Raw genomic sequence first — 25,140 nt, 5'->3', positions numbered from 1 at the left:
AACATAGTTAGGTTATCAAGTTTTTGTGAAAACCTTTGAATTTTTGGAATTATGTCTGCTACGTATGTTCTCATAAAATAACTGCTAACGTTTTGGCGCTTGGCGAAGAAGCGAATTTCGAAGCACTAAACTGTCTGCCAGCACTGAACTTGATACGAAGCACAAAGCTTCATTTAAGCACTGAACCCGCTTTTTTGCCAAACGCCTGTTAGCACCAGTTTTTATTTCTGTCGTCCGTGTCAAGTTACGATTTGTTCTTTTTTATTGATTGTTTAATTAAGCTCATTATATATTCAAGATTTTCGTCATTACGAATTTGTAATTCAAAGTCACCGTTTCCATAATGTCCAATTTCAGAAACGTCACGGGTTAAATTCTTGCTGTCGTCAAGTTCGCCTTTTTTAAGATTGATGTGCATTTTCAAAGCGTTTCTTTGTATTTCAATGTCAACAACGTTTGTGTCGCCAACAAATGCGATGTATTTCTTTTTAGGTTGAACTTCTAACTCGTCAAGATTTAGTATTGCCTTTTTAAATTTGTCGTAAAGTTCTTTTGTTGCGTCTGTTCCGGATGAAAGATGTTCTTCTTCTGTATAGACTTTAATTTCTTTACTTACTTTTTCAATTGTTTCGTCCTGTCGTGAAATTGTCTTTACACTTTCTTGTGCACCAGCTGTTTGAATTTTCGAGTAATTAACTGTCTTATTGTTGTAGCGTTTAATTTCCCAAAGTTCGATTGGTAAATCTTTAAAGTTTATAGCTTCACGTTGGTATGAAGTAAAAGAAGGCGAAACAAACATAACTTTCGATTGTGACCAGTCCACATCGTCACGTCTAAGTGTGTTTTTTTGAGTTTCATTAAATTCTAAAATGAAGTCAGCTTTGTTGTTAAGCATTAATGACAAATAAGCATAGCCTTGGTCTATAACGCTAAAATTTTTATCTCTTTTATATTCAATGATTACAAAGGAACTTGCGTCCTTGTCAAACGCTAAAGTGTCAATACGAAAATTGTTTAAGGAGAACTCACTTTTAATAAATTCAAGTCCGAAAATTGTCTGCAAATTTTCTTCGGTTAATTTTTGAATTTCCTTTTCAAGTTTAAAATCAAACTCTCTTATTTGGTCGAGTTGTCCGTTATTGTCGATGCTGTATAATGCCATTTACTTTCGTTTTTATTGTCGGTTTGTGTGTCGTCCTAAAATTGGTGCTAACTTGTTTATATGTATGACAAAATCATACATAGCTAACCAATTTTGGATATATATGTCTGATAAGTATCAATTTTATTTTCTCAAAAATAGTTAAAAAATCTTACAGATTATTCACACAGCATTAGTTTAAATCCGTATTTGTAAACCAAAAAAATCCCGAGTTCAACTCGAGATTTTTTTATTTAACAGGAATCATCATGCTACCTGCTAATTCTTCGGCTCTCAATTCTATTTCTTTTTGAACTTCTTTTATTTGTCGTTCATATTCTTTTCTACAAGCAGAACCCTTTTGATGTGGCGGACATTGTTTTCTTTTTTCTCTGAGTATAGCGATTTCGTTTTGTTTGTCTTTCAGCCAACTTACAATATCATTAACTCGTTTTTGTCCGCTTGGCAAATGGTAATCCATTTTAATGACTTTATAATCATTCGTGTTAATTCCCCATTTGTCTATAGTTTGTAAATCGATTAGTTTTAAAACATTATTATCGATTTCTGTAACGGCTAAAAATTGTTGTTTTTTTTCTATACATTTTTAAATATTCCAACGCCTAATCCCATTATTGGAACTGCAGTGGGAATTTGCGCTTCTTGTTTGGCGAACCAAAAGGTAATGGTTTTTTCAACGCCTTTTTCGTTAATAAATTTACCAGTATAAGGTTCTAAATTTTTATTGGTATAGGTGTAATTAGAATTTGCTTTGGATGAATTTAATACTTCTAAATTTTTCAAATGCGTTTCAGTAATTACTTCCGAGAAGTTCATTCCAAAAGGCGCTTCAATACATAATTTGCCTTGTTGTGAATTGGTTACATACAATAACCAATCGCCTTTTGCATTTCGAATTAAGAAATCGATACTATAGTTGGCTAAAAACGGATTGTTTTTTAAAGGAAGAAACAAAGGGTTATTCGTTATATCCACACCATGAACATACATCGAATTATCATTACTATTCACTTTATATCGAAATGTTCCGGAATGTTCGCCTAATTTTGAAAATTGCTCAATTTCATAATTGAATTTAAAGATTCCGTTTGCTTCTAAAGGATTCGCTTGAATGCTTGGTTTTAAATCAAAGTATTTCGAATCGTCAAAAGGAGTTCCTTGATTTAAAATGGGAATATCTTGCGGTTTTCCATCAAAATGCCAAGAAACTTTCATTTCGTGTTGTAAATGCAATGGCACATCATTATTCAAATTTACATCAAACGGATTAGGAATAACTCCTGTAACCATACCCAATGCGGTTACAGAAGCCAATCCAATCGCTATTTTTACGCCTAATTTCATGTGTTGCTATTTATTGTTTTTTAAAGGTCACATAGAACACCCAAATTAACATTCCGCTTTGTATCTAAAAGTTTGGCATGGGTGTTTCATGTGTTACTATTTTAAAGTTTGAAATTCTACACGTCTATTTTGTGCTTTTCCTTCCGCAGAAGTATTATAGGCAACGGGTTCGTTTTCACCTCTTCCTTGAAACATAAAACGCGATTTGTTCAAGCCTTTATTATCAATAAAATAATTCATTACCGCTGCCGCTCTTGATTTTGAAAGCGTCATATTTTTAACATCATCACCATCGCTATCGGTATGTCCAATAATATTTATTCGGATAGTAGTATCATCTTGTAAAACTTTAGCTATTTTATCTAAAAACGCATACGATTCTTTTTTCAATTTATCAGATCCTGAATCAAACAGAATTTTTGTAGTTGAAAAACCTCCTTTTAATAACATGGAACGAATATCTTCTCCTTCTTCCGTAATTTTTACATTTGAAATGGCTACAATGTGTTTTTCTTTCGGATCGGTTCCTTTTAAATAGAATTGGATATAATTTCCAAAGTTGTTACTCAAGAACGATGGTAAATCAATTGCTTTTTCATTGTCTATAAAAACTCGTAATCTCGATTTGTTTACCACTACTGTAAAATGGGTAATCGTATTGAACTTCTCTTGCATTTTAAACGGAATGTTATTATCAATCTTTCCATTTGTTTTACCCCAATTTTGAACATTTATTTGGTTGCAAATATTAGAACCTTTCCATAGTGAAAATCCGAATTTACCACCATTTTTAGGTTTACTTAGCGTTGATTCGTTAGAAAATACTAATCCAAAGTTGGAACCCGAAAGGCCTTTGTAATCTAAGTTCTCGGTTACTAAATCAAATTCTAAAGCATAGTTTTCTGGTAATTTAGAGGTTTTAGCAGTATAAGTTCCGCTAGGATTTAACTTGAATGCTTTTTCGCCATTTACTTTGATGATTTCTCCACCCGAATTAGTATTCCAATTCGCAGGGAAATCACCATAAGCATCTTGTTTAAAATTGTCTGAAAATAACACTTGTCCACCAGGGAAGAAATTACTTCCAGTTACAATTTCATTATTCGAACTATTAGAAGTTGATTCGTCACCAGATTTTTTAGATGATTTTTTACTTTTTTTACTCGATTTTTCTTCAAAAACTTCGTCTAAAGCTTCATCTGTTTTCTTTTCTGTTTCTTTTTCTACACGTTTTTCAACGGTACGCTCTGCAGCTTTTTCGGCTTTCTTTTTTAACTTATCAAGTAATTGCGCTTGGGAAAAACTAATACTTAATAGTGCTAGAACGGTGTATAAATATTTTGTTTTCATCTTTTTTGGTTTAAAGATTTCTGTTTTGATAAGTTATATCTAATTGGCTTCCACCACCAGTAAAGTTGTATATTACAGATGTAATGTTCCCATTGGTATCTCTATTATTGACAATATCAATATCTTGAACACCAAATTGGAAATTATTAATTTGCTTTTGATTGAAGAAGTAGAATAGGTGACCGTTATTGAATAAAGCCAAATCAAACTGAAGTGCAATTTGTGGTGTAACGTGTTCAAATACTCCTTTTTGAGTTCCATCTAAAGTAATTTCTAAATCTGAAGCAAATAATGTACTTGAGTAAATGATTGGGTTATTAGAATTATCCAATTGTACTGAACTGGTGTCACCACCATCTACAAGGCTATACGTATTTGTAGTAGCGTTATAATTAATAGGGTAGTTTTCAATTGTTCCGCCCGTATCATCAACAATTGATGATAAGATACCATTTGAATTGTATACAAAAGTTCGAACATCTGGACCACCAAGGAAACCTGAATTGGTAACACTAGTTATTCTACCATTGGTGTAAGTATATTGTTTTGTTTTAGTTCCGTTATTATCATTTAATACTATTTGAGAAATAGTATTGTTACTGTTATAACTAATAGTATTGTTACTGTTATAACTAATAGTAACAGTTTTATCATTTACACTATTGGTGTAATCTGTAAATTCAATTGTAGTAGGAAAATAGCCTTGTGGATTATAATCATCCTTATCACTACAAGAAGTTAATAACATTAAAAATGTTAGGAATAGAATGTTTTTGATTGTTTTCATAGATGAAGTTTTAAATTATTATCCTTGAGTTTTATCAAAAGTTATTGTATTGTGTGTACTTCCAGATTCATCTCTTATAATTAATTGAGTTTCTGAAATTTGAACGATTACTAAAGAAGAATTTGTTTCACTTCCATTTGTAGTTGACAATTGTGTGTCACTTAGGAGTTCGTATGTGCCTGAGTTTACTTGTGAAAGAACACATTCACTTGCACCATTTAAGCTATACGTTTCTGTATAAATATTTCCATTTTCATAAAATTGTATAGAAGTGTTTTTCCCACAATTATCTAATGTTACTGTTGTCATTGACTCAAAATACCAACGTCCTGATGTTAATAATTCTGCAACAGTTGGTTGACGAGAATCATTATCATCTTTGCTGCAAGAAAGTAAAGTTGTGAATGCTAAAAGTGTAAAAATTGATTTGATAGTTTTCATAGTTGTCATTTTTTAAATTTTGTTTTTTTTATGATTTTATTTTTGTAAATAATATTTAGTTCATAATCACCTTTTTCAAGATGATTGATATTGAGTAAAATTTTTTGCGAAGGAGGTTTCTCCAAATATGCTTCATAGTTAAATTTCTTTTTCGCAGGCATTTTTATTTCATTTTGTTGAGACAAAGTTATTCGCGAACTAAAGAAAGTGGTAGGAGAGATGTAACCATTACATGGAAATATGTAACATCAATAAAAAAGCCTCTAAAATAGAGGCTTTGCAATGGTTGGTTATGTATAAAATGTTACTTTTTTTGATAATCGGAAGGTGATACATGATACATTTCTTTAAAACATTTAGAGAAATAACCCACATCATTAAACCCTACATTGTAGGCAATTTCAGAAATACTCAGTTTATCATTTTTAAGTAAATCGGCAGCCATTTTTAATCTTTCATTTCGAATAAATTCAGTTGCAGAAACACCAAATAATGATTTTAATTTTCGATGTAATTGCATACGGCTTATATGCATTTCATCAGCAAATATTTCGGCATTAAACTCAGAATTTGGTATTGCATTTTCTAATACAGTTTCTAATTTGGCAATGAATTTTTCATCAACCGAATTGATAATTACTTCAGTTGGTTTTAATATTAATTCCTGACTGTAGCGTTCCTGTAGCTTTTTACGCTCTTGTATTTGTTGTGAAACAGATGCTTTTAAAACTTCATGATTAAATGGTTTGGTTAAAAATGCATCAGCGGTGTTTTGTAACGCTTTTAAATGGACATCATCTGATGATTTTGCTGTAACTAAAATAACCGGAATAAATGAGGTTAATTCGTTTGATTTAATTTGATTGGTAAATTCAAATCCATCCATTTCTGGCATCATTACATCGGAAATAATACAATCGGGAATTACTTTTTGTGCAAGATGAAGCGCTTCTTTTCCGTTAGTTGCTTCTAAAATTTGATAATTAGTTGCAAAAATATCTTTCAGAACTTCTCTTATCGCTGCATTATCATCAACTACAAGTAAAATAGGTAACTCAGAATTATTATTGGATTCAGAAATTAAATCAGTTATAGTGTCAGTTTTATCTTTATCATCAATTAAAATTGCATTAGCTAAATTTTTATTTAACGGAAGTTCAACCGTAAAACTAATTTGTTGGTTATTAAAGTCGGTTTTAATAGTTCCTTCATAAAGTTCAACCAAGTCTTTTACTAATGCTAATCCAATTCCAAACCCTGAAATAGCATCGTCTTTTTGATAAAATCGTTCAAAAAGTTTCTTGTAGTCAGCTTCTTTTAATTGGTTATTAAAATTCCGAACTTGAATAATTAAGTTTTGGTTTTCTTTTTTAGCAACAAAGTCAATAGGTTTCCCTTGTTCGTTGTATTTAAAAGCATTATCTAAAAGATTGCTTGTGATTTTTGTAATGATATCTTTGTCGAAATGCGTTTCAAAATCTAAGTTTTCAGTTATAAAACTAAATTCTTGACTCTCATCTTTTGCTTTAAAAGAGAAAGGTTCAATTATAGATTGGAAGAAATGTTGAAGATTCCCTTTTTTCAAAATTATTTTAAGATTTCCACTATCTATTTTGGATAATTCTAATAGTTGATCAACTAGTTCTAACATTCTGTTTGCACTATTGTCGATTAAACGAAGTTGTTTGTTTTGCTCTTCGGTTGTAGTGTTACTTTGTAATTGTTGAACGGGACTTTTAATTAACGTTAGTGGTGTTCTAAATTCATGTGAAATATTGGCAAAAAAGCGAGATTTAAGTTCGTTTAATTCTTTTAGTTTCTGAGCCGTTTTTATTTTGTTACGATAACCTAAAAACAAAAATAATCCGCTAACTAATAATAAAGCTGCAATGGCAATGTAAATGTATTTTTGTTTTTCTGTAATTTCATTTTTTGCTTTTAAAAGTTCAATTTCTTGTTCTTTTTTTTCAGATTGGTATTTGATTTCTAACTCATTAAACTGCTGCTTATTGTTTTTTTGGTCTAAACTATCTTGATAGGTTACATAGTTTTCGAGAGCTTCATAAGCCAATACATTCTCTTTTTTTGATTTATAAATTGTAGATAAATAATAGTAACAATTTGAAATAATATTAAAGTCGGTGTTTTTTTCTTTTTCTAGAATTGAAGTAACTTTTTTATAATTAATAATTGCTTCATCGTAATTTTTGATTTCATTTAAAAAACTCGCATAAGCCCAGTATGCTCTAGCTAATGCTTTATTGTCATTAAAAGATTTACTTTTTTCTATAAATTCTTTATAGTATTTAGTTGCTAAGTCATTTCTGTTAATTTTTCTGTACAATGATGCATAAGCCCAGTAGGTATCTCCAAACTCTTTAGTCATTTTATTTTTTAAAAAATAGGCATTGGCGGCATTATAAAATTGTAAAGCAGATTTTATATTTGGTTTTTCATTCTCAACAAAAGTGGAACCATAATAAAGTCCTGAAACATGCATTTCAGATAAAGAATTTGATGCTTTTGCTAATTCATAAGATTTTTTAAAATAGTCTTCAGCCTTTCCATACGACTTGTTATTAGATGGAGTATATCCTCGCAACATCATTAAACCGATATTTTGTAAAGCTCTTATTTGAACATCATTAATTAAGTTTAATGCTTCACTAATTGAATCAATATAAATATATTTTGCTAATGCTTTATCATCTTCATATTTTGAATAATGAATGTTAGCCAAAATGTTGTTAGCTTCTAAAAAGTTTAAAGTTTCTTCTTTAGAGGAATATTTTTTTGTGATTATTTCATCTATCAATGCGATAGATTGATCAAACATTTTTAGTTTGTAGTAAACTTTTGCTTTGTGAATTTTAGCTTTATCTTGAGTAGAAGATTCATTTTTCTGTTTCGCAAATGTGTAGAGTTTTTCTGCAGTAACAAGAGCTGAATCATATTTCATTTCATTAAATGAAGATTCAAAATTTCTGCTATAAAAATCAATTGAGTCTATTTTGTTTTGGGAACTTGATTTTAAACAAATAAAAAAGAAAATTAATATGATAGGATGTCTCATAAAATTATATTTATAACAATACTACAATTATTCTTTTATAATTTTATAGAATATTGTAACATTCAAAGTTATAAAAATTATAAAAAAGACATGATTTAGAGGTTTTTAGTCATGAATATTTTCTACTTAATGTATTGAATTGCAAACCATTTTTTGTAAACCATTTATTGACATCTAAAATAAATCTTAAAACTTTTTTACAGGTCAATTTAATTAATAACTTTGCGCTTGTTTAGAATTGATATAAATAAAAATAACTAACCAATGAAAAATATAAGTTTCGTAATTACCTTGTTAGTTGCTGGAATAGTTTCGGCACAAAAAGGGAATTCACTTTTGGATCAAGGTTTTTGGAAAAAAAATCCTGATGTGGCTACTGTTAAAGCTGAAATTGAAAAGGGAAACGATCCTTCGGCTTTAAACTCTTCAGCTTTTGATCCCACAACATTGGCAATTAATAATGGCGCTGCTATAGATGTGGTTAAGTTTTTAATTGATCAAAAAGGGAACGATGTAAATAAAATTACCCATGATGGTCGTATTTATTTACATTGGGCAGCTAACAAAGGCAATATTGAATTGGTTGATTATTTAATCAAAAAAGGTTCTAACATCAATCTAGAAGATACTCACGATGCTACGCCGCTAGTTTTTGCAGCTAATGGAGGTCAAAATAATATAGCCTTATTTGAATTGTTCTTTAAAGCAGGTTTAGATCCTAAGAAAAAATACAAAAACAATGCAACGATTTTAATGTTGGCCATTGCAAATGACAAGGATTTAAGTCTGACAAACGAACTAGTAGCAAAAGGACTTTCATTAAAAGAGGTAGATGCAGAAGGGAATACGGTTTTTGATTATGCAGCAAGAACTGGAAATATTGCTAATTTAAAAACGTTAGCTTCTAAAGGTGTTAAATTTACACCTAATGCTTTATTGTTTGCTGCTGAAGCTTCAAGAAGAAGTGCAAATCCAATTGAAGTTTTTCAATACTTGGTTGATGATTTAAAAATTAAACCTACTTCACTTTCAAAAAATAAAGAATCGGTTTTACATTTTATTGCCAAAAAAGAAAATCAGAGTGCTATTGTAACGTACTTCTTGTCTAAAGGTGTGGATGTAAATTTAGCAGATGCTGAAGGAACTACGGCTTTAATGAATGCATCCGCTGGTAGAGATGTCGCTTTGGTAAATTTATTATTAGAAAAAGGGGCAAAAGTTAATGAAGCGAACGCTAAAGGGGAAACTGCTATTTTTCAAGCGGTAAAATCGGGTTCAGTAGACGTAATCAATGCGTTATTAAACAAAAATGCTTCTTTAACTGTTTTAGATAAAGACAATCATGATGTGGCATACCATTTGGTTCAAAATTTCCGCGCTCCTCGTGGTGGTAATGATGATTTCTTAGATAAGTTAAATCTATTGAAAAGTAAAGGAGTGTCTTTACAATCTGCACAAAAAGATGGTAATACGCTGTATCATTTAGCGGTAGCTAAAAATGACTTGAATTTGGTTAAAAAATTAGATGGTTTGTCTATCAATATCAATGCTAAAAATGCTGAAGGTTTAACGGCATTGCACAAAGCGGCTTTAGTGGCAAAAGATGATGCTTTATTAAAGTACATTGTTTCATTAAATGCGGATAAATCGATCAAAACCGATTTTGATGAAACAGCGTACGATATCGCAAAAGAAAATGAAGTATTAGTAAAGAATCAAGTTAATATCGACTTTTTAAAATAAGAATGAGAAAATATATAAAATACATCGTTTTAAGCGTAGTCATTGGCTTATTTACCAATCAAACTTTGGCACAAACGTCAAAATATAAATGCATGCTGCAAATGTCCAATTATGTTGGAGAAGGGGCATACGTTGTGGTATCATTAATCAACCCAAAAGGGCAATATGAAAAGACATTGTACGTAATGGGTGATGATAAAAAATGGTACAAAGACATTAAAGAATGGTACAAATTCTACAATAAGAAAAAGAAAGTTGATGCTAAAACAGGTGCTTCGATTGCTGGTGGTGACAGAAGTATGACCGTTTTAGAAATTGATGATGCTAAAATAAACGCTGGATATAAAATTCGATTTGAATCGGCAGTAGAAAATCAAAAATACCATGTAACCGATGCAGAAGTATCTTTAACCACCGAAGGTTTAGCTGAAAAAACCGAAGGGAAAGGCTATATTCGTTACGTGAAACTAAGTAAAGTGTAGTCCATTCATGACGCTTTCCATTTGGCGATACGCGCACTTCACGTTGGCGGTGGTATCTTCTCTATTTTTGTTAATGGCTTCTATCACCGGAATTATATTAGCAATTGACGCAGTAGGGCAGAAATTACCGCAGTATCGTGTAGAAAATTTTGAAGAAATTACGCTTTCAAAAGTAATTCCCGCAGTTAAGAACCAATTTTTAGAAGTAAATGAACTTACTGTAGATCATAACCAATTTGTAACGGTTAAAGGGTTAGATGAAAATGGAGAAGAAATTGAAGGATACATCGATGCAAATTCTGGTAAAATCATTGGAAAATCTGAAAAGAAAAGTGAATTTATTCAATGGGTAACTTCATTGCATCGCTCTTTGTTTTTACACGATACAGGAAGAATCATTATTGGTATCAATGCCTTTTTATTGTTTTTAATTGCAACATCAGGAACCATTTTAGTGATCCAAAGACAAAAAGGGATTTTGCGTTTTTTTGCTAAAATACCTAATGAAGGTTGGAATCAATTTTTGCACGTTTTTACTGGTAGATGGTTTTTACTTCCCATACTGATTATATCGTTATCTGGAACGTATTTGACTTTAAACAGGTTTAAGCTTTTTGGTGAAGATAAGCAAGATCATAAAGAGATTTCGTTTCCTGACAAAGCGCCTGAACAATTTGAAATTAATGCTTTTAAAACATTTCAAAACATAAAACTCTCGGAAGTACAAAAAATTGAATTTCCTTTTACAGATGATGTTGAAGAACTTTATACTTTAAAGTTGCACGACAGAGAGCTTTTGGTAAATCAGTTTAATGGAAGTATTTTAAGTGAAATTAAATACCCTAAAACAGTGCTTTTAGAGGCGTTGAGTTTGGATTTGCATACGGGAAGAGCAAACTCCATTTGGGCAATAATTTTAGGAATTTCTTCCATTAGTATTTTATTTTTTATCTACTCAGGATTTACTATGTCTTGGAGACGAATGAAGAATAAAATAAAGAATCAGTTCTCGGCTGATGAAAGTAACATTATCATTTTAGTTGGTTCTGAAAATGGAAGCACATTAGGTTTTGCCAATGCAATAAAAAATCAATTAGTCAAGTTTGGAAAGAAAGTATTCATTACCGAAATGAACGCCGTAAAAGCATTTCCTAACGCCGACCAACTATTGATTTTTACATCCACGCATGGTTTGGGGGATGCGCCTTCTAATGCCACTCAATTTGAGAAATTAATTGGTGAGTTGAATTTTTTTAAATCGATTCAAACCAGTGTAGTTGGATTTGGTTCTACAAACTATCCTGATTTTTGTGGTTATGCCAAAAAAGTTGAATCGTGGTTGCAGAATCAGACTTGGAATCAAACGATTATTGGTTTTCATACAGTAAATGATAAATCTGTAAATGAATTTGTGGAATGGGTAAAATCCTATAATCAAATCAGCGGAACGGAATTAAGCACAACTCCAGCGCAATATGTGAATCAGCCAAAAGCATTACAAAAGTTTGAAGTGATTTCAAAAACGGTTGTTTCAGAAGATTGTCAAAACTATGTTGTAACACTAAAACCGAGCAAGAAAATCAAGTTTCAATCAGGTGATTTATTGGCTATTTATCCAGGCAATGAAGGCAAAGAAAGATTGTATTCAATAGGTAAAGTGGATGGTAAAATTCAATTGGTCGTAAAACTTCACGAATCTGGATTGGGTTCAAATTATTTGTATCAATTAGAAGTTGGAAGTCATTTTGAAGCCAGAATAGTCGAAAACAAATCATTTCATTTACCAAACAAAAATGAAGCCATTTTAATAGCAAATGGTACCGGAATTGCCCCTTTTTTAGGAATGATTAACGAAAACAGTAAATTACTTCCCTTACATCTTTATGTAGGTTTTAGAAAAGAAACGCCAATTGTAAAAGCGTTTAAATATAGTCTACAAACTTATTTGTTAAACAAAAAGATACATGATTTCCAATTTGCTTTTTCTCGCGAAGGGAATCATTGTTATGTTACACAAATTGTTCAAAATGACGCAGAAAAAATAGCGTCACTATTGCAAAACGGTGGAGTTGTAATGATTTGTGGCTCATTAGCGATGTATAAAGATGTAATTGTTGCATTGGAGCAAATCTGTATAGAAAAAACCAATTATAATTTAGCTCATTTCCAAGCGAATGGGCAAATACTATCTGATTGTTATTAATGAACAGAATCCTTTTTTTAATTGTTTTAGTTTCAAATGTAGTTGTTGCGCAAGTGCAAAGACATCGCGCAGTAACCTTAATGGGCAGTCGTTTTGATATTACTATTGAAGCCAAAGATTCATTGTCGGCCGAAAAATATATTGATGAATCCATAACTGAAATTGAAAGGATTGAAAATTTAATTTCAGAATGGCGCCCGCAAACTCAAATTTCTGAAGTGAACAGAAATGCGGGAATCAAACCTGTAAAAGTGGATAAGGAAGTGATTCGTTTGACACAATCAGGGATTTATTTTTCGAAACTTACTGATTGTGCTTTTGATATCAGTATTGTAGCGATGGATAAAATCTGGAAGTTTGATGGTTCTATGACCACTATGCCAAGTGCAGAAGCGATTAAAAAATCGGTAGAAAAGGTTGGTTACCAAAACATTGAAATTGATACCATTGCCTCAACGATTTTTTTGAAAAAACCAGGGATGAAAATTGGTTTTGGTTCCATAGGAAAAGGTTATGCGGCCGACAAAACCAGAGAATTGATGGAATTAAAAGGAGTGAAGGCTGGAATTATAAATGCTTCAGGCGATTTAACAACTTGGGGAAAACAGCACAATGGTAAATACTGGACTGTTGGTATTACAAACCCCTTTAAAAATGATGATTATGCAGAAGTGTTCAAACTTAAACGATTTGCAGTGACTACTTCAGGGAATTATGAAAAATTTGTTGAGTTTGATGGTAAACGGTATTCTCATATTATAAATCCAAAGACAGGAATGCCTTCCACTGAAATTTGTAGCGTATCGGTATTTGGCCCAAGTGCAGAAATAGCCAACGGGTTTAGTACTTCAATAATAGTTTTAGGAGTTGAAGAAGGGTTAAAGTTATTGGCAAAATTTCCTGACTATTCATGCGTATTGATTACCGATAAAGGAAAAATTATCAAGTCGAAAAACTTCAAAAAAAAGAAATTAATCAAATAACTAAAAATAGTAATCCCGAGTTTAACTCGGGATTTTTTTATTCTGCTGTTGTGGGATCAATAATAGTTGAAACCTTGCTAATGGAATTTGCTGGGAAGCCTCCTTTTTGAGCATGTTCACGAACCATTTCTTCATTAGGTGCATTGTAAACGCAATAAATCTTATCTCCAGTTACATAGCTATGAACCCATTGAATTTTTGGCCCCATTGCATCTAAAACTCCACAAGAAGTTTGTGAGATCCCTTTAAGTTGTTCTGGGGTTAAATTTCCAGCTCCTGGAATTTCTCTTTCAATAACATATTTTGGCATGATAAAAAACTTTAGTTTCCTACTCGTATGGCTTTTCGGTTTTGCCCCGTTTTTTTATATGGTTTCTGGATTCCATAAAAATGAAATCTTTTAGGAAATAAGTGTTTGAAAATCAGAATGTAAATTTACGAAAAAGCTTAATAAATACTTTGATTTACTTAACTAATTTTTACACTGGTCATACTTAAAGAACCCGCCAACAAATGATTGTTGAATAATGAGAGTTCTTCGTTTTTGCTTTGTAATCCTAAGATGTACAATAATGGTAAATAATGATCTGGTGTAGGGATGGCTAATTGAAAAGCTTTGCTTTGTTTTTCATAACTAATTAATGGTTTGTAATCACCATCGAGTAAATGCTTATTAATGCTATCAAAAGCTTCATGTGCCCAATCGTAGCCATAATCTACTTTGTTGATATTATTGAAATCAACCAATCTGAGATTGTGGACTATGTTTCCACTTCCAATAATTAGGATGCCTCGTTCACGTAACGTTTGTAATTTTTGAGCCAACTCGTAATGATATTCGGCAGGTTTTGTATAATCAATACTCAATTGAATTACAGGAATATCGGCATTAGGGTACAAATGTTTAATGACACTCCAAGCACCATGATCTAAGCCCCAACTATGATCTAAATCTACGGGAGTAGGTGTTAGTAATTTTTGAGTTACTTCAGCCAATTCTGGACTTCCAGGGGCATTATATTGAACTTCGTATAAAGCTTTAGGAAAACCACCAAAATCATGTATCGTAGGAGGGAAGTTCATTGCGGTGACTTTAGTTCCTTTGGTAAACCAATGCGCCGATACACATAATATAGCATTTGGTTTTGGAATCGTTTTGGCAATATTTCTAAAGCCTTGTACAAATTGGTTTTCTTCAATGGCATTCATCGGACTACCGTGTCCAAGAAACAGAACAGGCATTTTATCTGTACGAGGAAATTGACTTGCAATAGTATCTAATTGATTTAAATTCATATGTTTAATTCGGGGAGTGTTTTGTATAAGGTGACTAATCCTGTGATTAAAATTAAGAATAAAACTGATGTTTGGAATTGTTTTTCAGTTAATAAAATCACAATTTTTTTTCCAATAAAAGTACCTGTAATACTTACAATTAATAGAATTGGAATTAAATACAAATCATCTTTGTGTACAAAACCATTAAGAGAATATACGACACTCCGACTAGCATCTATGCCTAAATCAATCAAGGCTGATGTTGCTATAAATACATTGGTTTTTAATCCGTAAGAAGCTAAAACGACTCCTCGTATAGCGCCTCCAGTTCCTAAAAGTCCTGCAACAAATCCTGAAAAAGTTCCACCCAAAACAGCGTTCAATGTTGTAGGGGCTAATCTTTTGTTTCTGAAAAATAAGAGTAAAAGACTTAAAGTTATGAGAAAAAATGCTAAAATAAATTCTAATATGGTAGACGAAATATATTTACTTAAAAAGGCACCTAGAATTACAAAAAGTACCGAGGTAATCCCCATGTTAATGACGAGTTTTTTGTCAAAACCTTCTCTGAAAAAATATATTTTGGAAATATTGCTTGACAGATGATAAATTGCCGTTACACCTAAAACCGAATGAAAGTCTAAGAAATAGCCTGCAATAGGTACAAAAAGCATTGATGAACCAAAACCACCCACAGTCCCAACGATTTCTGAAAGTAAAGCCAATACGATGAAATAAATCAAAAGTTCTGTGGTCATGTTGTTAAAGTAAGTATTAACTATAAAAATAATGATTAACTGACAAAAGTCACATTATTTAGTAAGTTATTGCGTAATTTTATATCAGAATGTGAATTTCTTTTTCATGAAAAAAATACTTTTAGCTTCGTTTGTATTCCTATTTTCTTGTTCTAAAAATGAAACCGAAGAAATCCTTCCTAAAAAAGGAACGGTAACCGAGAGCGTATATGCATCGGGGGTTGTAAAAGCGGATAATCAATATACTGTTTTTGCGACTGTTAGTGGCGTTTTACAAAAAATCAATGTTTCTGTTGGTCAATCTATCATTAAAGGTCAGTCTTTATTTCAAATAGAAAGTGAAAAGGCGCAACTCGCAACTGAAAATGCTAGATTAGCTTATCAAATAAGTCAGGAAAGCGGACTTTATATTCAAGATAAAATTTCAGAAGCCGAATTGCGTGTACAAAGTGCTAAAGATAAATTAGCGCTAGACGAATCAGTGTATAAACGAAGTAAAAACGTTAAGGAGTACAATGCAATATCTGAAGTTGATTTTGAAAAGGTAGAATTGGCTTACAAGAATTCAAAATTGGCGTATGCCACTGCTTTAAAACAGTTATCACAACTGAAAACGCAATTACAAAACGAACAAAGTCGCAGTAATGTCAATCTTAGAATTAACCAAAAATCACAAAGTGACTTTACAGTAAAAAGTGCTTTTGCGGGAGAACTTTTTGATGTTTTGGTAAAAGAAGGAACGTTGATTTCCCCGCAAACACCACTAGCTATCATAGGGAAAAAGGACAATTACTTATTGGAGCTAGATGTTGATGAAAATGATATGGTTCGTGTTACAACAGGCCAAAAAATACTCGTAACGATGGACAGTTACAAAGGAGAAGTTTTTGAAGCTTCTGTAGACAAAATTTACCCTATTATGGACATTCGTTCACGTACATTTCGAATAGAAGCGCATTTTGTAAAAACGCCTCCAAAGTTATATCCTAATTTGACTGCGGAAGCTAATATTATTATCAAAGAACGAAAGAATGTATTGACAATCCCACGCAATTATCTAATTGATGAGGAATATGTGTTGGTCAACGAAGACGAAAAGCAAAAAATAAAGGTAGGTTTAAGCGATTATCAAAATGTAGAAGTACTTGGAGGTTTGCAAGCCAATGAAACTATTTATTTACCCAAATAATGAATTTTAAACTAGTCTTTTCTATAGCAGTGCATTTAATGCGCTCCCGATTAAAGCAAACCGTAATTGCTGGAGTAGGAGTGACTTTTGGAATTGCTATGTTTATCACTTTGGTGAGTTTTATGTACGGAATGAACGATTTGCTCGATGGCTTAATCATTAACCGTACGCCACATGTTAGATTATATAACGAAATAAAACCATCGGAAAACCAACCGGTAAATTTGGCTGAAAAACATAAACATGATGTCAATTTTATCCATTCGATTAAACCAAAAGATAGAGGAAAATCAATTTATAATGCAAAATCAATTATTCAGAGTTTAAAACAAGACCAGCGGGTTTTTGATGTTGCGCCAAAAATTACCACGCCTGTGTTTTTTAATTCGGGGACTATTGAAATTTCAGGGGTTGCCAATGGAATTGATGTGTTGATTGAAGAAAAATTATTTTCACTAAATGATTATATGGTGGAAGGTAAAATAGAAGACCTTCGACAAAATAATAGTATTGTGATAGGGAAGGGCTTATCAGATAAAATGTTGTTGAAAACAGGCGATATTATTAAAATTACTACGCCTAGAGGGAATTTGGCTTCCATGAAGATTGTTGGGATTATTCAGATAGGTATTGCGGACATTGATGATATCACCAGTTATACTTCGCTAACCATGGCCCAAAAATTATTGGGGGCGCCAAAAAACTATATTACGGATATTCAGGTTAAAATACATGACATAGATTTGGCTCCTGCTTTAGCTAAAGAATATAAAAACAAATACAACGTAGATACGATTGATTTTCAAACGACCAATTCACAGTTTGAAACTGGGACTACCATTAGAAGTATCATTTCGTATGCTGTTGGAATTGTTTTATTGATTGTGGCCGGTTTTGGGATTTACAATATCTTGAATATGATGATTTTTGAAAAAATGGATAGCATTGCGATACTCAAAGCTACAGGTTTTTCGGGGAATGATGTGAAATGGATATTTATGATTCTATCAATGGTTATTGGTATTTGTGGAGGGGTTTTAGGATTAGTATTTGGTTTTATTTTTTCGAATATCATTGATGTGATTCCCTTTAATACTGCTGCATTACCTACAGTGAAGACATTTCCGGTAAATTATAATCCGTTGTTTTATATTATAGGAATCACTTTTGCCTTGATTACTACTTTTATTGCAGGTTTATTTCCTGCTTTGAAAGCCAGTAAAGTAGATCCAGTAGAAATTATTAGAGGAAAGTAATGAGTAATATCGTATTAGAAACCAAAAAGCTGACCAAATATTTTAATGATCCTTTGCGCATGCAGGTGCTCAAAGAAATTGATTTGCAGGTAGATCATGGTGAATTTGTTTCTATTGTAGGGAAATCAGGTTGTGGAAAATCGACTTTACTGTATTTGCTTTCGACGATGGATACTGATTATGAAGGCCAAATTTATTTAGATGAAGAATTGATAACAGGTAAGACCGATAAAGAATTGGCACAAATGCGTAACGAAAGTATAGGCTTTGTATTTCAATTTCATTATTTGCTGAATGAGTTTAATGTGTTGCGTAATGTAATGCTTCCTGGACTTAAATTGGGAAAACTATCTGAAGAAGAGATAGAACAAAATGCCATAGAACATCTTCGCACGCTCGATATGCACGAACATGCTTTAAAAATGCCTAATCAGTTGAGTGGCGGACAAAAGCAGCGTGTGGCGATTGCCAGAGCCTTGATAAATAAACCTTTGATTATTATGGGCGATGAACCTACGGGAAATCTGGATAAGAAAAACAGTGATATTGTGTTTGATATTTTTAACCAACTCACCAAAGAGCATAATCAAACGTTGTTGATTGTAACCCATGATCCTGATTTTGCTAATCGCACCCACCGAATTATTACCATGGAAGATGGTAAAATTTTAAGTTAAATTGGGCTTTAATTAACTGTTAAAACAAGGTTCCGTTTTTACTTTTAGATGTTCTTCACCCATAAATCTTCCCCATTCGGCCATGGCGTTCAACAGAGGGATTAGTGTTTTACCCAGCTCCGTTAATTCGTATTCAACCTTTAGCGGAGGTTTGCTGGTGTATACCGTTCTGGATATTAAACCGTCGTTTTCCAGTTCTTTTAGTTGGATGCTTAAGGTTCTTTCAGTAACCATGGGTAATTCTTTTCTTAATTCATTGTATCTTTTTTTAGAATACAAGTGTATTAAGATCACTGCTTTCCATTTACCGCCTATGTATTTCATGGCAAGGCTTGTACTACATGGAAATTTTTTATCGTCTATTTTATACATATTTTTTGAACTATACAATTTGACCGTTATTGCAAATGTAATAAACTATAAATAGTTTTGCAACTATAAAAAGTATAGTATAATTTAAAAAAAGAAATATGGATTTTTTAACATTAGCCCAAAAGCGTTATACCACCAAAAAATATAATGCTGATGAAAAATTATCAGAGGATTTGATAAACAAGTTGAAAAGCATTTTGCAGTTATCACCTTCGTCTATTAATAGTCAGCCGTGGCATTTTACATTTGTTTCTAATCCTGAAATAAAGGAAGAACTAGCAAATGCATCGTATTTTAATGCGCCTAAAGTGTTGGATTCAAGCTACACAGTAGTGTTTAGTGCAATTGATGATTTAGATAAGTTTGAAAAACAAATTGAAGCTAATTTGCCAGAAGGTGCAGTAGGCTATTACAAACAATTTATAAAGCCATTACCAGAGCATGAAATTAAAGCATGGTTGCAACATCAGGTATATTTGTCATTAGGTTATTTTTTATCGGCTTGTGCTAGTTTAGGTATTGACTCAACACCTATGGAAGGCATTGAAAAAGATAAATATAGACAGATATTAAAATTAGAAGATTACCAACCTTTGTTTGCAGTTGCGATTGGGAAACGTGATGCAAATGATGCCAACCAACCAGAGTTAAAACCTAAATCAAGATTACTTGTGGACCAAATTATTACTGAATTATAAGCTATTTTATAGAATTACTAACATACTGTATTTGCTCTATAAACCAGTGTGTTAGTGATTTTTATTTAAACTAAAACACTAACTGTTATTTCTTGGTCTTTTTCCAGTTTGCATTTGGTTCTAATGGCAGCTTTTAAGGGGAGGAGATAGGTATTTTGTTTGGTATCAAACCAAATAGCGGTTTTCCATTCTTGGGTTTGAATTTTTGCATTGACTTTTAACCGACCCCAACCTTCCTCTTGCCATTTTAAGTTTTCTCGAATCTCTTTTGAAATATCTTGCGGTAAGGATACAAAATACCAACCATTCGGCCCTTCGTATTGCCATATTTTTGCCGAAAAGGTATATTTGATGAGGTTGGGCATTTTTTATTTTATTGATGGTGATTTCTTTTTCTTTCAACTTCTTTTTTTACTCCATCCAAATCTGGTTGAATTGTAAACCAATTAACATTTAATATATCAAGTCTTTTAGAAACTTGCCAAGCAACACTATGTGATAAAGTAAATAGACTCGGTTTTCCAATTTTTTCATTTATCAATCTTTCATTTTCGGGGATTTTCTTGTATTCGTATAAATATTCATCTAGAGATTTAATTTTTCCTTCGCTATTATATAGATTTTCGTCGACAGATCTATCCTTGAAATAATTAATAAATAAACCTTGTTGAGCAATCATATTGTTGTTTTGAAATCCTTCAATAAATATTTTTTCTAAATAGAAGTCTTCTTGACATATCTCTATTAATCTTTCAGGAATTGCCCAAATGCCCATTTTGAAATTATCTTCTTTTCTTGGATGTTTTATTTTTTCAGAAGCAAAAAATATTGCCTTGTTTGGGTTAAAAGTAAAGTCCAATAATCTTGTTTGTACTCCATAATGTTGAGCTAAAGCTAATTCTTTTAGCTGTTCTTTTTTTGGGAAATTTTTTATTAAATCGGATGCTTTGTATGTATCGTCAGTTAAAACTGAATTAATTAACTTAAAAGTATCATCTTCAATTTTATAGCCTAAACTATTTAGACCCTTAATGAAGTTAATGAAATCAGTTAATTCGGGTAAAAAATGACCATTTCCTGAGTTTAGTATATTTAAACTATTAATATTTGTTTCATCATTGTAATTTCTAAAAACAGAAGGGATTAATTTCCAAGTTGCATCTCGATGTCCTCTAAAAATATATTTTGCATCACTAGACTGGTTAGGTCCATATAGCTCAGAAAACGGGTCATTAAAGCATTCAAAAAAAGCATCACAATTTTCTTCAAAATCATATTGCCAATAGGTAGTCATGTCTATGGGTTTAATACCTCTAATGATTTTTCCATTTGGATTTATCTCTGCTTCTTGCTGTATTCTTAATTCAATAGGTAGATGCTTGAATAGATTCATTCTTTTTCATTTTGTACAACTCATAAATGGTTGATGTTATTCTCAAATTTACAAAAAGCAATCCTGCATTGCCAGTCATAGTTATTGACAATGTGATGTAGTTTTTAACAACTCAGTAAAATAAGGGCTTACTTGATGATAATCTCGAAGTTGTCTAACAATCCTTTTACATTTTCTTGCGAGAAAATCGCTTTTTTTACTTTGTTTTTAACGGGATTGATGGAGAAATTATGGCTACTGTAAAAGTCGGCTTTATTGAGGTTGGTGTCCGAGAAAACTGCTAAGCGAAGATTGCAATTATCAAATAAGGCATCGGTTAAGTCACTTTCCATAAAATCTACAGAAACCATACTGCAATTGGTAAACTGCATTCCTTTTAGTTTTAGTTTGTAAAACATGGCATAGTCGAGTAGGCAATTGGTAAAATGAAACTCGTATATTTTTTGGTCGGTCATGGCAAAGTTTACGCTCGTAAAATCGCAATCGATAAACATGACATTTCGCAAGCCTACATGGCCTATTTTCGCATCTTTAAAGTTACAGTGGTTAAAAGTACAATCGACAAACACAGCGCCTGTAAAACTGCATTGGGTAAAATCACAATGATTGAAAACACAGTTTTCAAATTCTTTTTGCGTGATTTCGTATTGCGAATAAGTTATGGTATTAAATTCTTTATCGTAAATAAAATCGGCGGTCATGTTTTACTGTTTTGAACGCAAATATACTTAATCTTCACCGGCAATGCTTTCTAATTTTTCGAGATTAATGGGTTTGCTTAAAAAGGCTTTTACACACTTGTATTTTTTGGCTTTTTCTTTGTCTTCTATAGCAATCGATGAGCTGGCAATGTAAATGGTACTTTCTTTATGAAGTCTTTTCTCTAAACTGCAAAATTCGGTCAAAAACTCCCAGCCGTCCATTTCGGGCATTTCTAGATCTAGAAGGATAACTTCGGGAATATCTTTTGTGCTTTCAAAATACTCAAAAGCTTCACTACCATTAGAAAATTCTTTGGTATGGCTAAATAAGTTGGTTTTTTCAATTAGTTTTTTGGTAACTAATTTATAAATGGGATCGTCGTCAATGATGTAAATTTTCTTTTGTGGCATGGCTGAAATAAATTTTAAAAGTTGTTCCTTCATTTAAATGGCTCTCTACTTCGATTTTTCCATTTAAGGCATCAATTTGGTTCTTGGTAATAAATAATCCAATTCCTCTAGACTCAGGGTTTCTTGTAAAGGTTTTGTATAATCCAAATATTTTTTCACCGTTTTTCTTTAAATCAATTCCTATTCCGTTATCTTGAATTTCAAGAATTTGGTATTCTCCTTCAGTATATAACGAAAGTTTAATTTCTGGTGCCCTTTTAGGATGTCTATAACGAATTGAATTTGAAATAAAATTAAGTAAAACGCTTTCTAAATAAGCAGGATTAAATTGTAGGTAAGCATCATCAGGAATGGTATTTATTATCACAACACCATTTTTTGTAATTTGACTATGCAGAATTTCTTGAGTTTTAGTGATATACTTATTTAAGTTTAACTTTTCGATAATAGGATTAATATCTGTTTGAATAGAAACCACTTCGTTTAAGTTGTCCATGGTTTTATTTAGAGTTTCTGAAACTGATTTTAATAAATTCAATAGTTCATTTTGCTCAGTTTCATCTTCACTCATTTCAATTAAATTTATCAATGAATGAATGTTACTGGTATGCGAACGCAAGTTATGAGAAACTATATGGGAAAAGTTAAGTAGACGTTTGTTTTGCTCAGTAACTAATTTAAGTGAGTTATTTAAATCAATCTCAATTTCTTTTGATTTAGTAATGTCAATTAAAATTCCTCGATAGCGTATTCTATTTTCATCAACAGTATAAATACTCACTAAGTCGCGAACCCAAACAACGCTACCATTTTTAGCAATCATTCTGTACTCTTGGTCAAATGGTTTTCTGTATTTTGCGGCATTAGTGCTGTATTCAATAACCCAATCACGATCATCGGGATGAATTATTTTACGCCAAAACATATCGTCAGATGTCCATTCATCTGGACTATAACCTAAAATAGCTTCTGATTTTTTGCTGACATAGGTTATTCCTGGATCTTCCGAATTTCCTTCCCAAACAATACCATCAATACTATCAATTAAATCTCTCGTTTTTTGTTTGGATTCTAATAATTCTAGTTCATTGGCTTTTCTTGTAGATATATTTTCAACGATAGCAATATGATGATTAGGAGTTTCATTTTTTTCCCATAAAGGAGAAACCGTAATAGAAACCCAAATGAACTCTCCATTTTTTTTGATATATCTTTTTTCCATGGAAAAATGTTTAATCTCTCCATTTTTGAGTTTTTCCATATACTCTAAATCCTCTTTTAGATCTTCAGGATGGGTAATTGACATAAAGTCTTTTTCTTTAATTTCTTCCAAAGTATAGCCCAATAATTGACAAACTACATCATTGGCATCAATAAATTGACCGGTAATAGTATTTGTGTGAAAAATACCTAAACCTGCATTTTCAAAAATGGATTTGAATAAAAATTCATTTTTGATTAATTTTTTAGTTTGAATTTCGACTAGATGTTGTAATTCTGAAGGACGTTTAAGCAAGATATAAATAAATAATCCGCAAAGAAGAGATAATAAAGTACCAATTATTGATGTGGGTAGTAATTCAAAAAAGTGGTCCCCTTTTTTTGAAATGATATAAAGTTTCCAATCACCTTCAGGAATATCTACAGTTTTGTAATACTTTTTAGAAAAATCAGACTTGTTGGGAAGGAAAAATTCTTTTTCGTGAGATAATGGATTTATTTTACTTAATTGAAAATAATAATTGTTTTCACCAAATGAATCAATACCAGTAGATTTTATAAAAGTATTAAATCGTATTACTACAGCAGAAAATCCCCAAAATTTACCCTTTTTAAAAATTGGTAGTCTTCCTACAACGCCTGAGCCACCTTGTTTGAGTTCTACTGGTCCAGAAAAATAAATAGATTTTGTTTTGATTGCCTTTAAAGCAGCCTGCCTGTGTAAAGGATTGTTAAGGATGTCTAATCCTGTCGCGGCTTCATTACCTTTGAGAGGATAAGTCATTTTAATTACTCCGCCAGGTACTAATTGTACAGCATCAATGTTTTTATAGGTGTTGATGAGACTTTCAGATATTTTCTCAAAATTTTTGGGTTCACCCGAATCATCAATAGACAAAGCAAGAGTTATAAGAACTGCATAATTATTTTTAAGATTTTGCTCAATATTTTTTTTAACAACTCCAAGAACATTGTTCATTTCATATCGCTCAGCCTCTTTTATTGCTTGATATCTAAAGATGACCAGTAGGATTATAAGTGCAAGTAATGAAAAAAAAACGATACAGCCAGACGTTTTAGGTCGGGATAAAAACCAAGCTGTAAATTGAGTCGCTTTTTTTTCAGAATTCACTTTTTCAGAATTTTTGGAAAGTAAATATAACTAAAATCAGCTAATTAAATACAGTGGTTTTTTTCAATGTGGGATAAACAAAAAAAGTCTGCTCAGTGAGCAGACTTTAATTTTTTGTGACCTCGACAGGATTCAAACCTGTAACCTTCTGAGCCGTAATCAGATGCGCTATTCAGTTGCGCCACGAGGCCTTTTTTGTAATCAGAAGAAGTATCTTGCTGATTGCGGGTGCAAATATAGATATATTTGATTAATATGCAAACAAGAAAATTAAAAAATATTTCTTTATTTTTTAATTCCCTAATGCTCTTTTAGTTACGTAATAGCGCCAACCTATAATTGCCATTTGCCATTTTTTAGCTTTAGCAATATCAAGTTGTTGTTTAGTAAAACTAGGTAAGATTATTTTATTGAGTTTAGCTAGAATTTTGTACATGGCCTTTATTTTTGACAAAGATAAAAAAAGACTGTCAATTGACAGTCTTT

The 25,140-nt window shown here is 31.8% G+C and carries 25 protein-coding genes and 1 tRNA gene; 8 read left to right on the top strand and 18 right to left on the bottom strand.

Features of this window, described 5'->3' with window-relative positions; all coding sequences use genetic code 11:
- Nucleotides 1–244: 244 nt before the first annotated feature.
- The 7 genes from BUC09_RS14365 to BUC09_RS14335 all read right to left on the bottom strand — a co-directional run bounded on the left by BUC09_RS14365 (nt 245) and on the right by BUC09_RS14335 (nt 8,157).
- Entirely contained in the window at nt 245–1,162 is a 918-nt protein-coding gene (locus BUC09_RS14365; RefSeq protein WP_073312282.1) for a DUF5655 domain-containing protein, read from the bottom strand.
- Between the two features lie 229 nt (nt 1,163–1,391).
- Entirely contained in the window at nt 1,392–1,622 is a 231-nt protein-coding gene (locus BUC09_RS14360; RefSeq protein ID WP_073312281.1) for a hypothetical protein, read from the bottom strand.
- A 116-nt stretch (nt 1,623–1,738) separates the two neighbouring features.
- Entirely contained in the window at nt 1,739–2,506 is a 768-nt protein-coding gene (locus BUC09_RS14355; protein ID WP_073312280.1) for a hypothetical protein, read from the bottom strand.
- A 96-nt stretch (nt 2,507–2,602) separates the two neighbouring features.
- Nucleotides 2,603–3,856: an OmpA family protein gene (locus BUC09_RS14350; protein ID WP_073312279.1), complete on the bottom strand. Its 1,254-nt coding sequence runs from the start codon at nt 3,854–3,856 to the stop codon at nt 2,603–2,605.
- A gap of 10 nt (nt 3,857–3,866) precedes the next feature.
- Nucleotides 3,867–4,643, bottom strand: coding sequence for a hypothetical protein (locus BUC09_RS14345; RefSeq protein WP_073312278.1), 777 nt, complete (start codon nt 4,641–4,643; stop codon nt 3,867–3,869).
- An 18-nt stretch (nt 4,644–4,661) separates the two neighbouring features.
- Nucleotides 4,662–5,084 carry a lipocalin-like domain-containing protein gene (locus tag BUC09_RS14340; protein ID WP_159432956.1) on the bottom strand — a complete coding sequence of 141 codons (423 nt, stop codon included), beginning with the start codon at nt 5,082–5,084 and terminating at the stop codon, nt 4,662–4,664.
- Nucleotides 5,085–5,388: 304 nt separating this feature from the next.
- Nucleotides 5,389–8,157 (bottom strand): response regulator, encoded by a 2,769-nt coding sequence (locus BUC09_RS14335; protein ID WP_073312276.1) that lies wholly within the window; start codon nt 8,155–8,157, stop codon nt 5,389–5,391.
- Nucleotides 8,158–8,421: 264 nt separating this feature from the next.
- Here BUC09_RS14335 and BUC09_RS14330 point away from each other — a divergent pair, with 264 nt between their 5' ends.
- The 4 genes from BUC09_RS14330 to BUC09_RS14315 are packed head-to-tail and all read left to right on the top strand — an operon-like array spanning nt 8,422 to nt 13,568.
- Complete coding sequence (locus tag BUC09_RS14330; protein WP_073312275.1) at nt 8,422–9,900, top strand: ankyrin repeat domain-containing protein; 1,479 nt, start codon at nt 8,422–8,424, stop codon at nt 9,898–9,900.
- Nucleotides 9,901–9,902: 2 nt separating this feature from the next.
- The gene (locus BUC09_RS14325) at nt 9,903–10,382 is read left to right on the top strand and encodes a DUF2271 domain-containing protein (protein ID WP_073312274.1); all 480 of its coding nucleotides are present in this window, start codon (nt 9,903–9,905) and stop codon (nt 10,380–10,382) included.
- Between the two features lie 7 nt (nt 10,383–10,389).
- Entirely contained in the window at nt 10,390–12,585 is a 2,196-nt protein-coding gene (locus BUC09_RS14320; protein ID WP_073312273.1) for a PepSY domain-containing protein, read from the top strand.
- On the top strand, nt 12,585–13,568 hold the full coding sequence (locus BUC09_RS14315) for an FAD:protein FMN transferase (protein ID WP_073312284.1): 984 nt from the start codon (nt 12,585–12,587) through the stop codon (nt 13,566–13,568). The genes BUC09_RS14320 and BUC09_RS14315 overlap by 1 nt, the downstream gene beginning before the upstream one ends.
- Nucleotides 13,569–13,605: 37 nt before the next feature.
- Here the strand turns inward: BUC09_RS14315 and BUC09_RS14310 are convergent, their stop codons facing one another.
- The 3 genes from BUC09_RS14310 to BUC09_RS14300 all read right to left on the bottom strand — a co-directional run bounded on the left by BUC09_RS14310 (nt 13,606) and on the right by BUC09_RS14300 (nt 15,604).
- Nucleotides 13,606–13,878 (bottom strand): DUF4242 domain-containing protein, encoded by a 273-nt coding sequence (locus BUC09_RS14310; RefSeq protein WP_073312272.1) that lies wholly within the window; start codon nt 13,876–13,878, stop codon nt 13,606–13,608.
- Nucleotides 13,879–14,036: 158 nt separating this feature from the next.
- A complete protein-coding gene (ygiD, locus tag BUC09_RS14305; protein WP_073312271.1) occupies nt 14,037–14,864 on the bottom strand; it encodes a 4,5-DOPA-extradiol-dioxygenase in 828 nt (275 codons plus the stop codon).
- Nucleotides 14,861–15,604, bottom strand: coding sequence for a sulfite exporter TauE/SafE family protein (locus BUC09_RS14300; protein ID WP_073312270.1), 744 nt, complete (start codon nt 15,602–15,604; stop codon nt 14,861–14,863). Before BUC09_RS14300 ends, ygiD begins: the two co-directional genes overlap by 4 nt.
- A gap of 106 nt (nt 15,605–15,710) precedes the next feature.
- On the opposite strand from BUC09_RS14300, the gene BUC09_RS14295 reads away from it, so the two are divergent.
- Genes BUC09_RS14295 through BUC09_RS14285 form a run of 3 tightly spaced genes read left to right on the top strand, consistent with a single transcriptional unit; the run spans nt 15,711 to nt 18,726 of the window.
- On the top strand, nt 15,711–16,793 hold the full coding sequence (locus BUC09_RS14295) for an efflux RND transporter periplasmic adaptor subunit (protein WP_073312269.1): 1,083 nt from the start codon (nt 15,711–15,713) through the stop codon (nt 16,791–16,793).
- On the top strand, nt 16,793–18,049 hold the full coding sequence (locus BUC09_RS14290) for an ABC transporter permease (protein ID WP_073312268.1): 1,257 nt from the start codon (nt 16,793–16,795) through the stop codon (nt 18,047–18,049). Before BUC09_RS14295 ends, BUC09_RS14290 begins: the two co-directional genes overlap by 1 nt.
- Nucleotides 18,049–18,726, top strand: a complete 678-nt coding sequence (locus tag BUC09_RS14285) for an ABC transporter ATP-binding protein (RefSeq protein WP_073312267.1) — start codon at nt 18,049–18,051, stop codon at nt 18,724–18,726. The genes BUC09_RS14290 and BUC09_RS14285 overlap by 1 nt, the downstream gene beginning before the upstream one ends.
- Nucleotides 18,727–18,738: 12 nt before the next feature.
- Here BUC09_RS14285 and BUC09_RS14280 read toward each other — a convergent pair whose 3' ends face one another.
- Nucleotides 18,739–19,098 (bottom strand): winged helix-turn-helix transcriptional regulator, encoded by a 360-nt coding sequence (locus tag BUC09_RS14280; protein WP_073312266.1) that lies wholly within the window; start codon nt 19,096–19,098, stop codon nt 18,739–18,741.
- 98 nt (nt 19,099–19,196) lie between these two features.
- On the opposite strand from BUC09_RS14280, the gene BUC09_RS14275 reads away from it, so the two are divergent.
- The gene (locus BUC09_RS14275) at nt 19,197–19,796 is read left to right on the top strand and encodes a nitroreductase family protein (RefSeq protein WP_073312265.1); all 600 of its coding nucleotides are present in this window, start codon (nt 19,197–19,199) and stop codon (nt 19,794–19,796) included.
- A gap of 65 nt (nt 19,797–19,861) precedes the next feature.
- Here BUC09_RS14275 and BUC09_RS14270 read toward each other — a convergent pair whose 3' ends face one another.
- The 7 genes from BUC09_RS14270 to BUC09_RS14240 form a co-directional block, all read right to left on the bottom strand.
- A complete protein-coding gene (locus BUC09_RS14270; RefSeq protein ID WP_073312264.1) occupies nt 19,862–20,161 on the bottom strand; it encodes a DUF1905 domain-containing protein in 300 nt (99 codons plus the stop codon).
- 8 nt (nt 20,162–20,169) lie between these two features.
- A complete protein-coding gene (locus tag BUC09_RS14265) occupies nt 20,170–21,189 on the bottom strand; it encodes an FRG domain-containing protein (protein ID WP_073312263.1) in 1,020 nt (339 codons plus the stop codon).
- 128 nt (nt 21,190–21,317) lie between these two features.
- Nucleotides 21,318–21,890 carry a pentapeptide repeat-containing protein gene (locus BUC09_RS14260; protein ID WP_073312262.1) on the bottom strand — a complete coding sequence of 191 codons (573 nt, stop codon included), beginning with the start codon at nt 21,888–21,890 and terminating at the stop codon, nt 21,318–21,320.
- A 27-nt stretch (nt 21,891–21,917) separates the two neighbouring features.
- The gene (locus BUC09_RS14255) at nt 21,918–22,301 is read right to left on the bottom strand and encodes a response regulator (RefSeq protein ID WP_073312261.1); all 384 of its coding nucleotides are present in this window, start codon (nt 22,299–22,301) and stop codon (nt 21,918–21,920) included.
- Nucleotides 22,273–24,654, bottom strand: coding sequence for a sensor histidine kinase (locus BUC09_RS14250; protein ID WP_073312260.1), 2,382 nt, complete (start codon nt 24,652–24,654; stop codon nt 22,273–22,275). Before BUC09_RS14250 ends, BUC09_RS14255 begins: the two co-directional genes overlap by 29 nt.
- Nucleotides 24,655–24,771: 117 nt before the next feature.
- Nucleotides 24,772–24,845: transfer RNA gene (locus BUC09_RS14245), tRNA-Arg, on the bottom strand.
- Nucleotides 24,846–24,946: 101 nt separating this feature from the next.
- Nucleotides 24,947–25,090 (bottom strand): SsrA-binding protein, encoded by a 144-nt coding sequence (locus tag BUC09_RS14240; RefSeq protein WP_073312259.1) that lies wholly within the window; start codon nt 25,088–25,090, stop codon nt 24,947–24,949.
- Between the last annotated feature and the right edge of the window lie 50 nt (nt 25,091–25,140).

The sequence above is a fragment of the Flavobacterium terrae genome (assembly GCF_900142035.1).
Taxonomy (GTDB): Bacteria; Bacteroidota; Bacteroidia; order Flavobacteriales; family Flavobacteriaceae; genus Flavobacterium; species Flavobacterium terrae.
The sequence above is the reverse complement of the archived record's forward strand: the minus strand, read 5'-3'. Positions and strand labels throughout refer to the sequence as shown.

Bases quoted from the DNA above. Each gene is read 5' to 3' on its own strand.
- BUC09_RS14365 (WP_073312282.1), bottom strand. From the start codon at position 1,162: ATGGCATTATACAGCATCGACAATAACGGACAACTCGACCAAATAAGA.
- BUC09_RS14360 (WP_073312281.1), bottom strand. From the start codon at position 1,622: ATGGATTACCATTTGCCAAGCGGACAAAAACGAGTTAATGATATTGTA.
- BUC09_RS14355 (WP_073312280.1), bottom strand. From the start codon at position 2,506: ATGAAATTAGGCGTAAAAATAGCGATTGGATTGGCTTCTGTAACCGCA.
- BUC09_RS14350 (WP_073312279.1), bottom strand. From the start codon at position 3,856: ATGAAAACAAAATATTTATACACCGTTCTAGCACTATTAAGTATTAGT.
- BUC09_RS14345 (WP_073312278.1), bottom strand. From the start codon at position 4,643: ATGAAAACAATCAAAAACATTCTATTCCTAACATTTTTAATGTTATTA.
- BUC09_RS14340 (WP_159432956.1), bottom strand. From the start codon at position 5,084: ATGAAAACTATCAAATCAATTTTTACACTTTTAGCATTCACAACTTTA.
- BUC09_RS14335 (WP_073312276.1), bottom strand. From the start codon at position 8,157: ATGAGACATCCTATCATATTAATTTTCTTTTTTATTTGTTTAAAATCA.
- BUC09_RS14330 (WP_073312275.1), top strand. From the start codon at position 8,422: ATGAAAAATATAAGTTTCGTAATTACCTTGTTAGTTGCTGGAATAGTT.
- BUC09_RS14325 (WP_073312274.1), top strand. From the start codon at position 9,903: ATGAGAAAATATATAAAATACATCGTTTTAAGCGTAGTCATTGGCTTA.
- BUC09_RS14320 (WP_073312273.1), top strand. From the start codon at position 10,390: ATGACGCTTTCCATTTGGCGATACGCGCACTTCACGTTGGCGGTGGTA.
- BUC09_RS14315 (WP_073312284.1), top strand. From the start codon at position 12,585: ATGAACAGAATCCTTTTTTTAATTGTTTTAGTTTCAAATGTAGTTGTT.
- BUC09_RS14310 (WP_073312272.1), bottom strand. From the start codon at position 13,878: ATGCCAAAATATGTTATTGAAAGAGAAATTCCAGGAGCTGGAAATTTA.
- ygiD (WP_073312271.1), bottom strand. From the start codon at position 14,864: ATGAATTTAAATCAATTAGATACTATTGCAAGTCAATTTCCTCGTACA.
- BUC09_RS14300 (WP_073312270.1), bottom strand. From the start codon at position 15,604: ATGACCACAGAACTTTTGATTTATTTCATCGTATTGGCTTTACTTTCA.
- BUC09_RS14295 (WP_073312269.1), top strand. From the start codon at position 15,711: ATGAAAAAAATACTTTTAGCTTCGTTTGTATTCCTATTTTCTTGTTCT.
- BUC09_RS14290 (WP_073312268.1), top strand. From the start codon at position 16,793: ATGAATTTTAAACTAGTCTTTTCTATAGCAGTGCATTTAATGCGCTCC.
- BUC09_RS14285 (WP_073312267.1), top strand. From the start codon at position 18,049: ATGAGTAATATCGTATTAGAAACCAAAAAGCTGACCAAATATTTTAAT.
- BUC09_RS14280 (WP_073312266.1), bottom strand. From the start codon at position 19,098: ATGTATAAAATAGACGATAAAAAATTTCCATGTAGTACAAGCCTTGCC.
- BUC09_RS14275 (WP_073312265.1), top strand. From the start codon at position 19,197: ATGGATTTTTTAACATTAGCCCAAAAGCGTTATACCACCAAAAAATAT.
- BUC09_RS14270 (WP_073312264.1), bottom strand. From the start codon at position 20,161: ATGCCCAACCTCATCAAATATACCTTTTCGGCAAAAATATGGCAATAC.
- BUC09_RS14265 (WP_073312263.1), bottom strand. From the start codon at position 21,189: ATGAATCTATTCAAGCATCTACCTATTGAATTAAGAATACAGCAAGAA.
- BUC09_RS14260 (WP_073312262.1), bottom strand. From the start codon at position 21,890: ATGACCGCCGATTTTATTTACGATAAAGAATTTAATACCATAACTTAT.
- BUC09_RS14255 (WP_073312261.1), bottom strand. From the start codon at position 22,301: ATGCCACAAAAGAAAATTTACATCATTGACGACGATCCCATTTATAAA.
- BUC09_RS14240 (WP_073312259.1), bottom strand. From the start codon at position 25,090: ATGTACAAAATTCTAGCTAAACTCAATAAAATAATCTTACCTAGTTTT.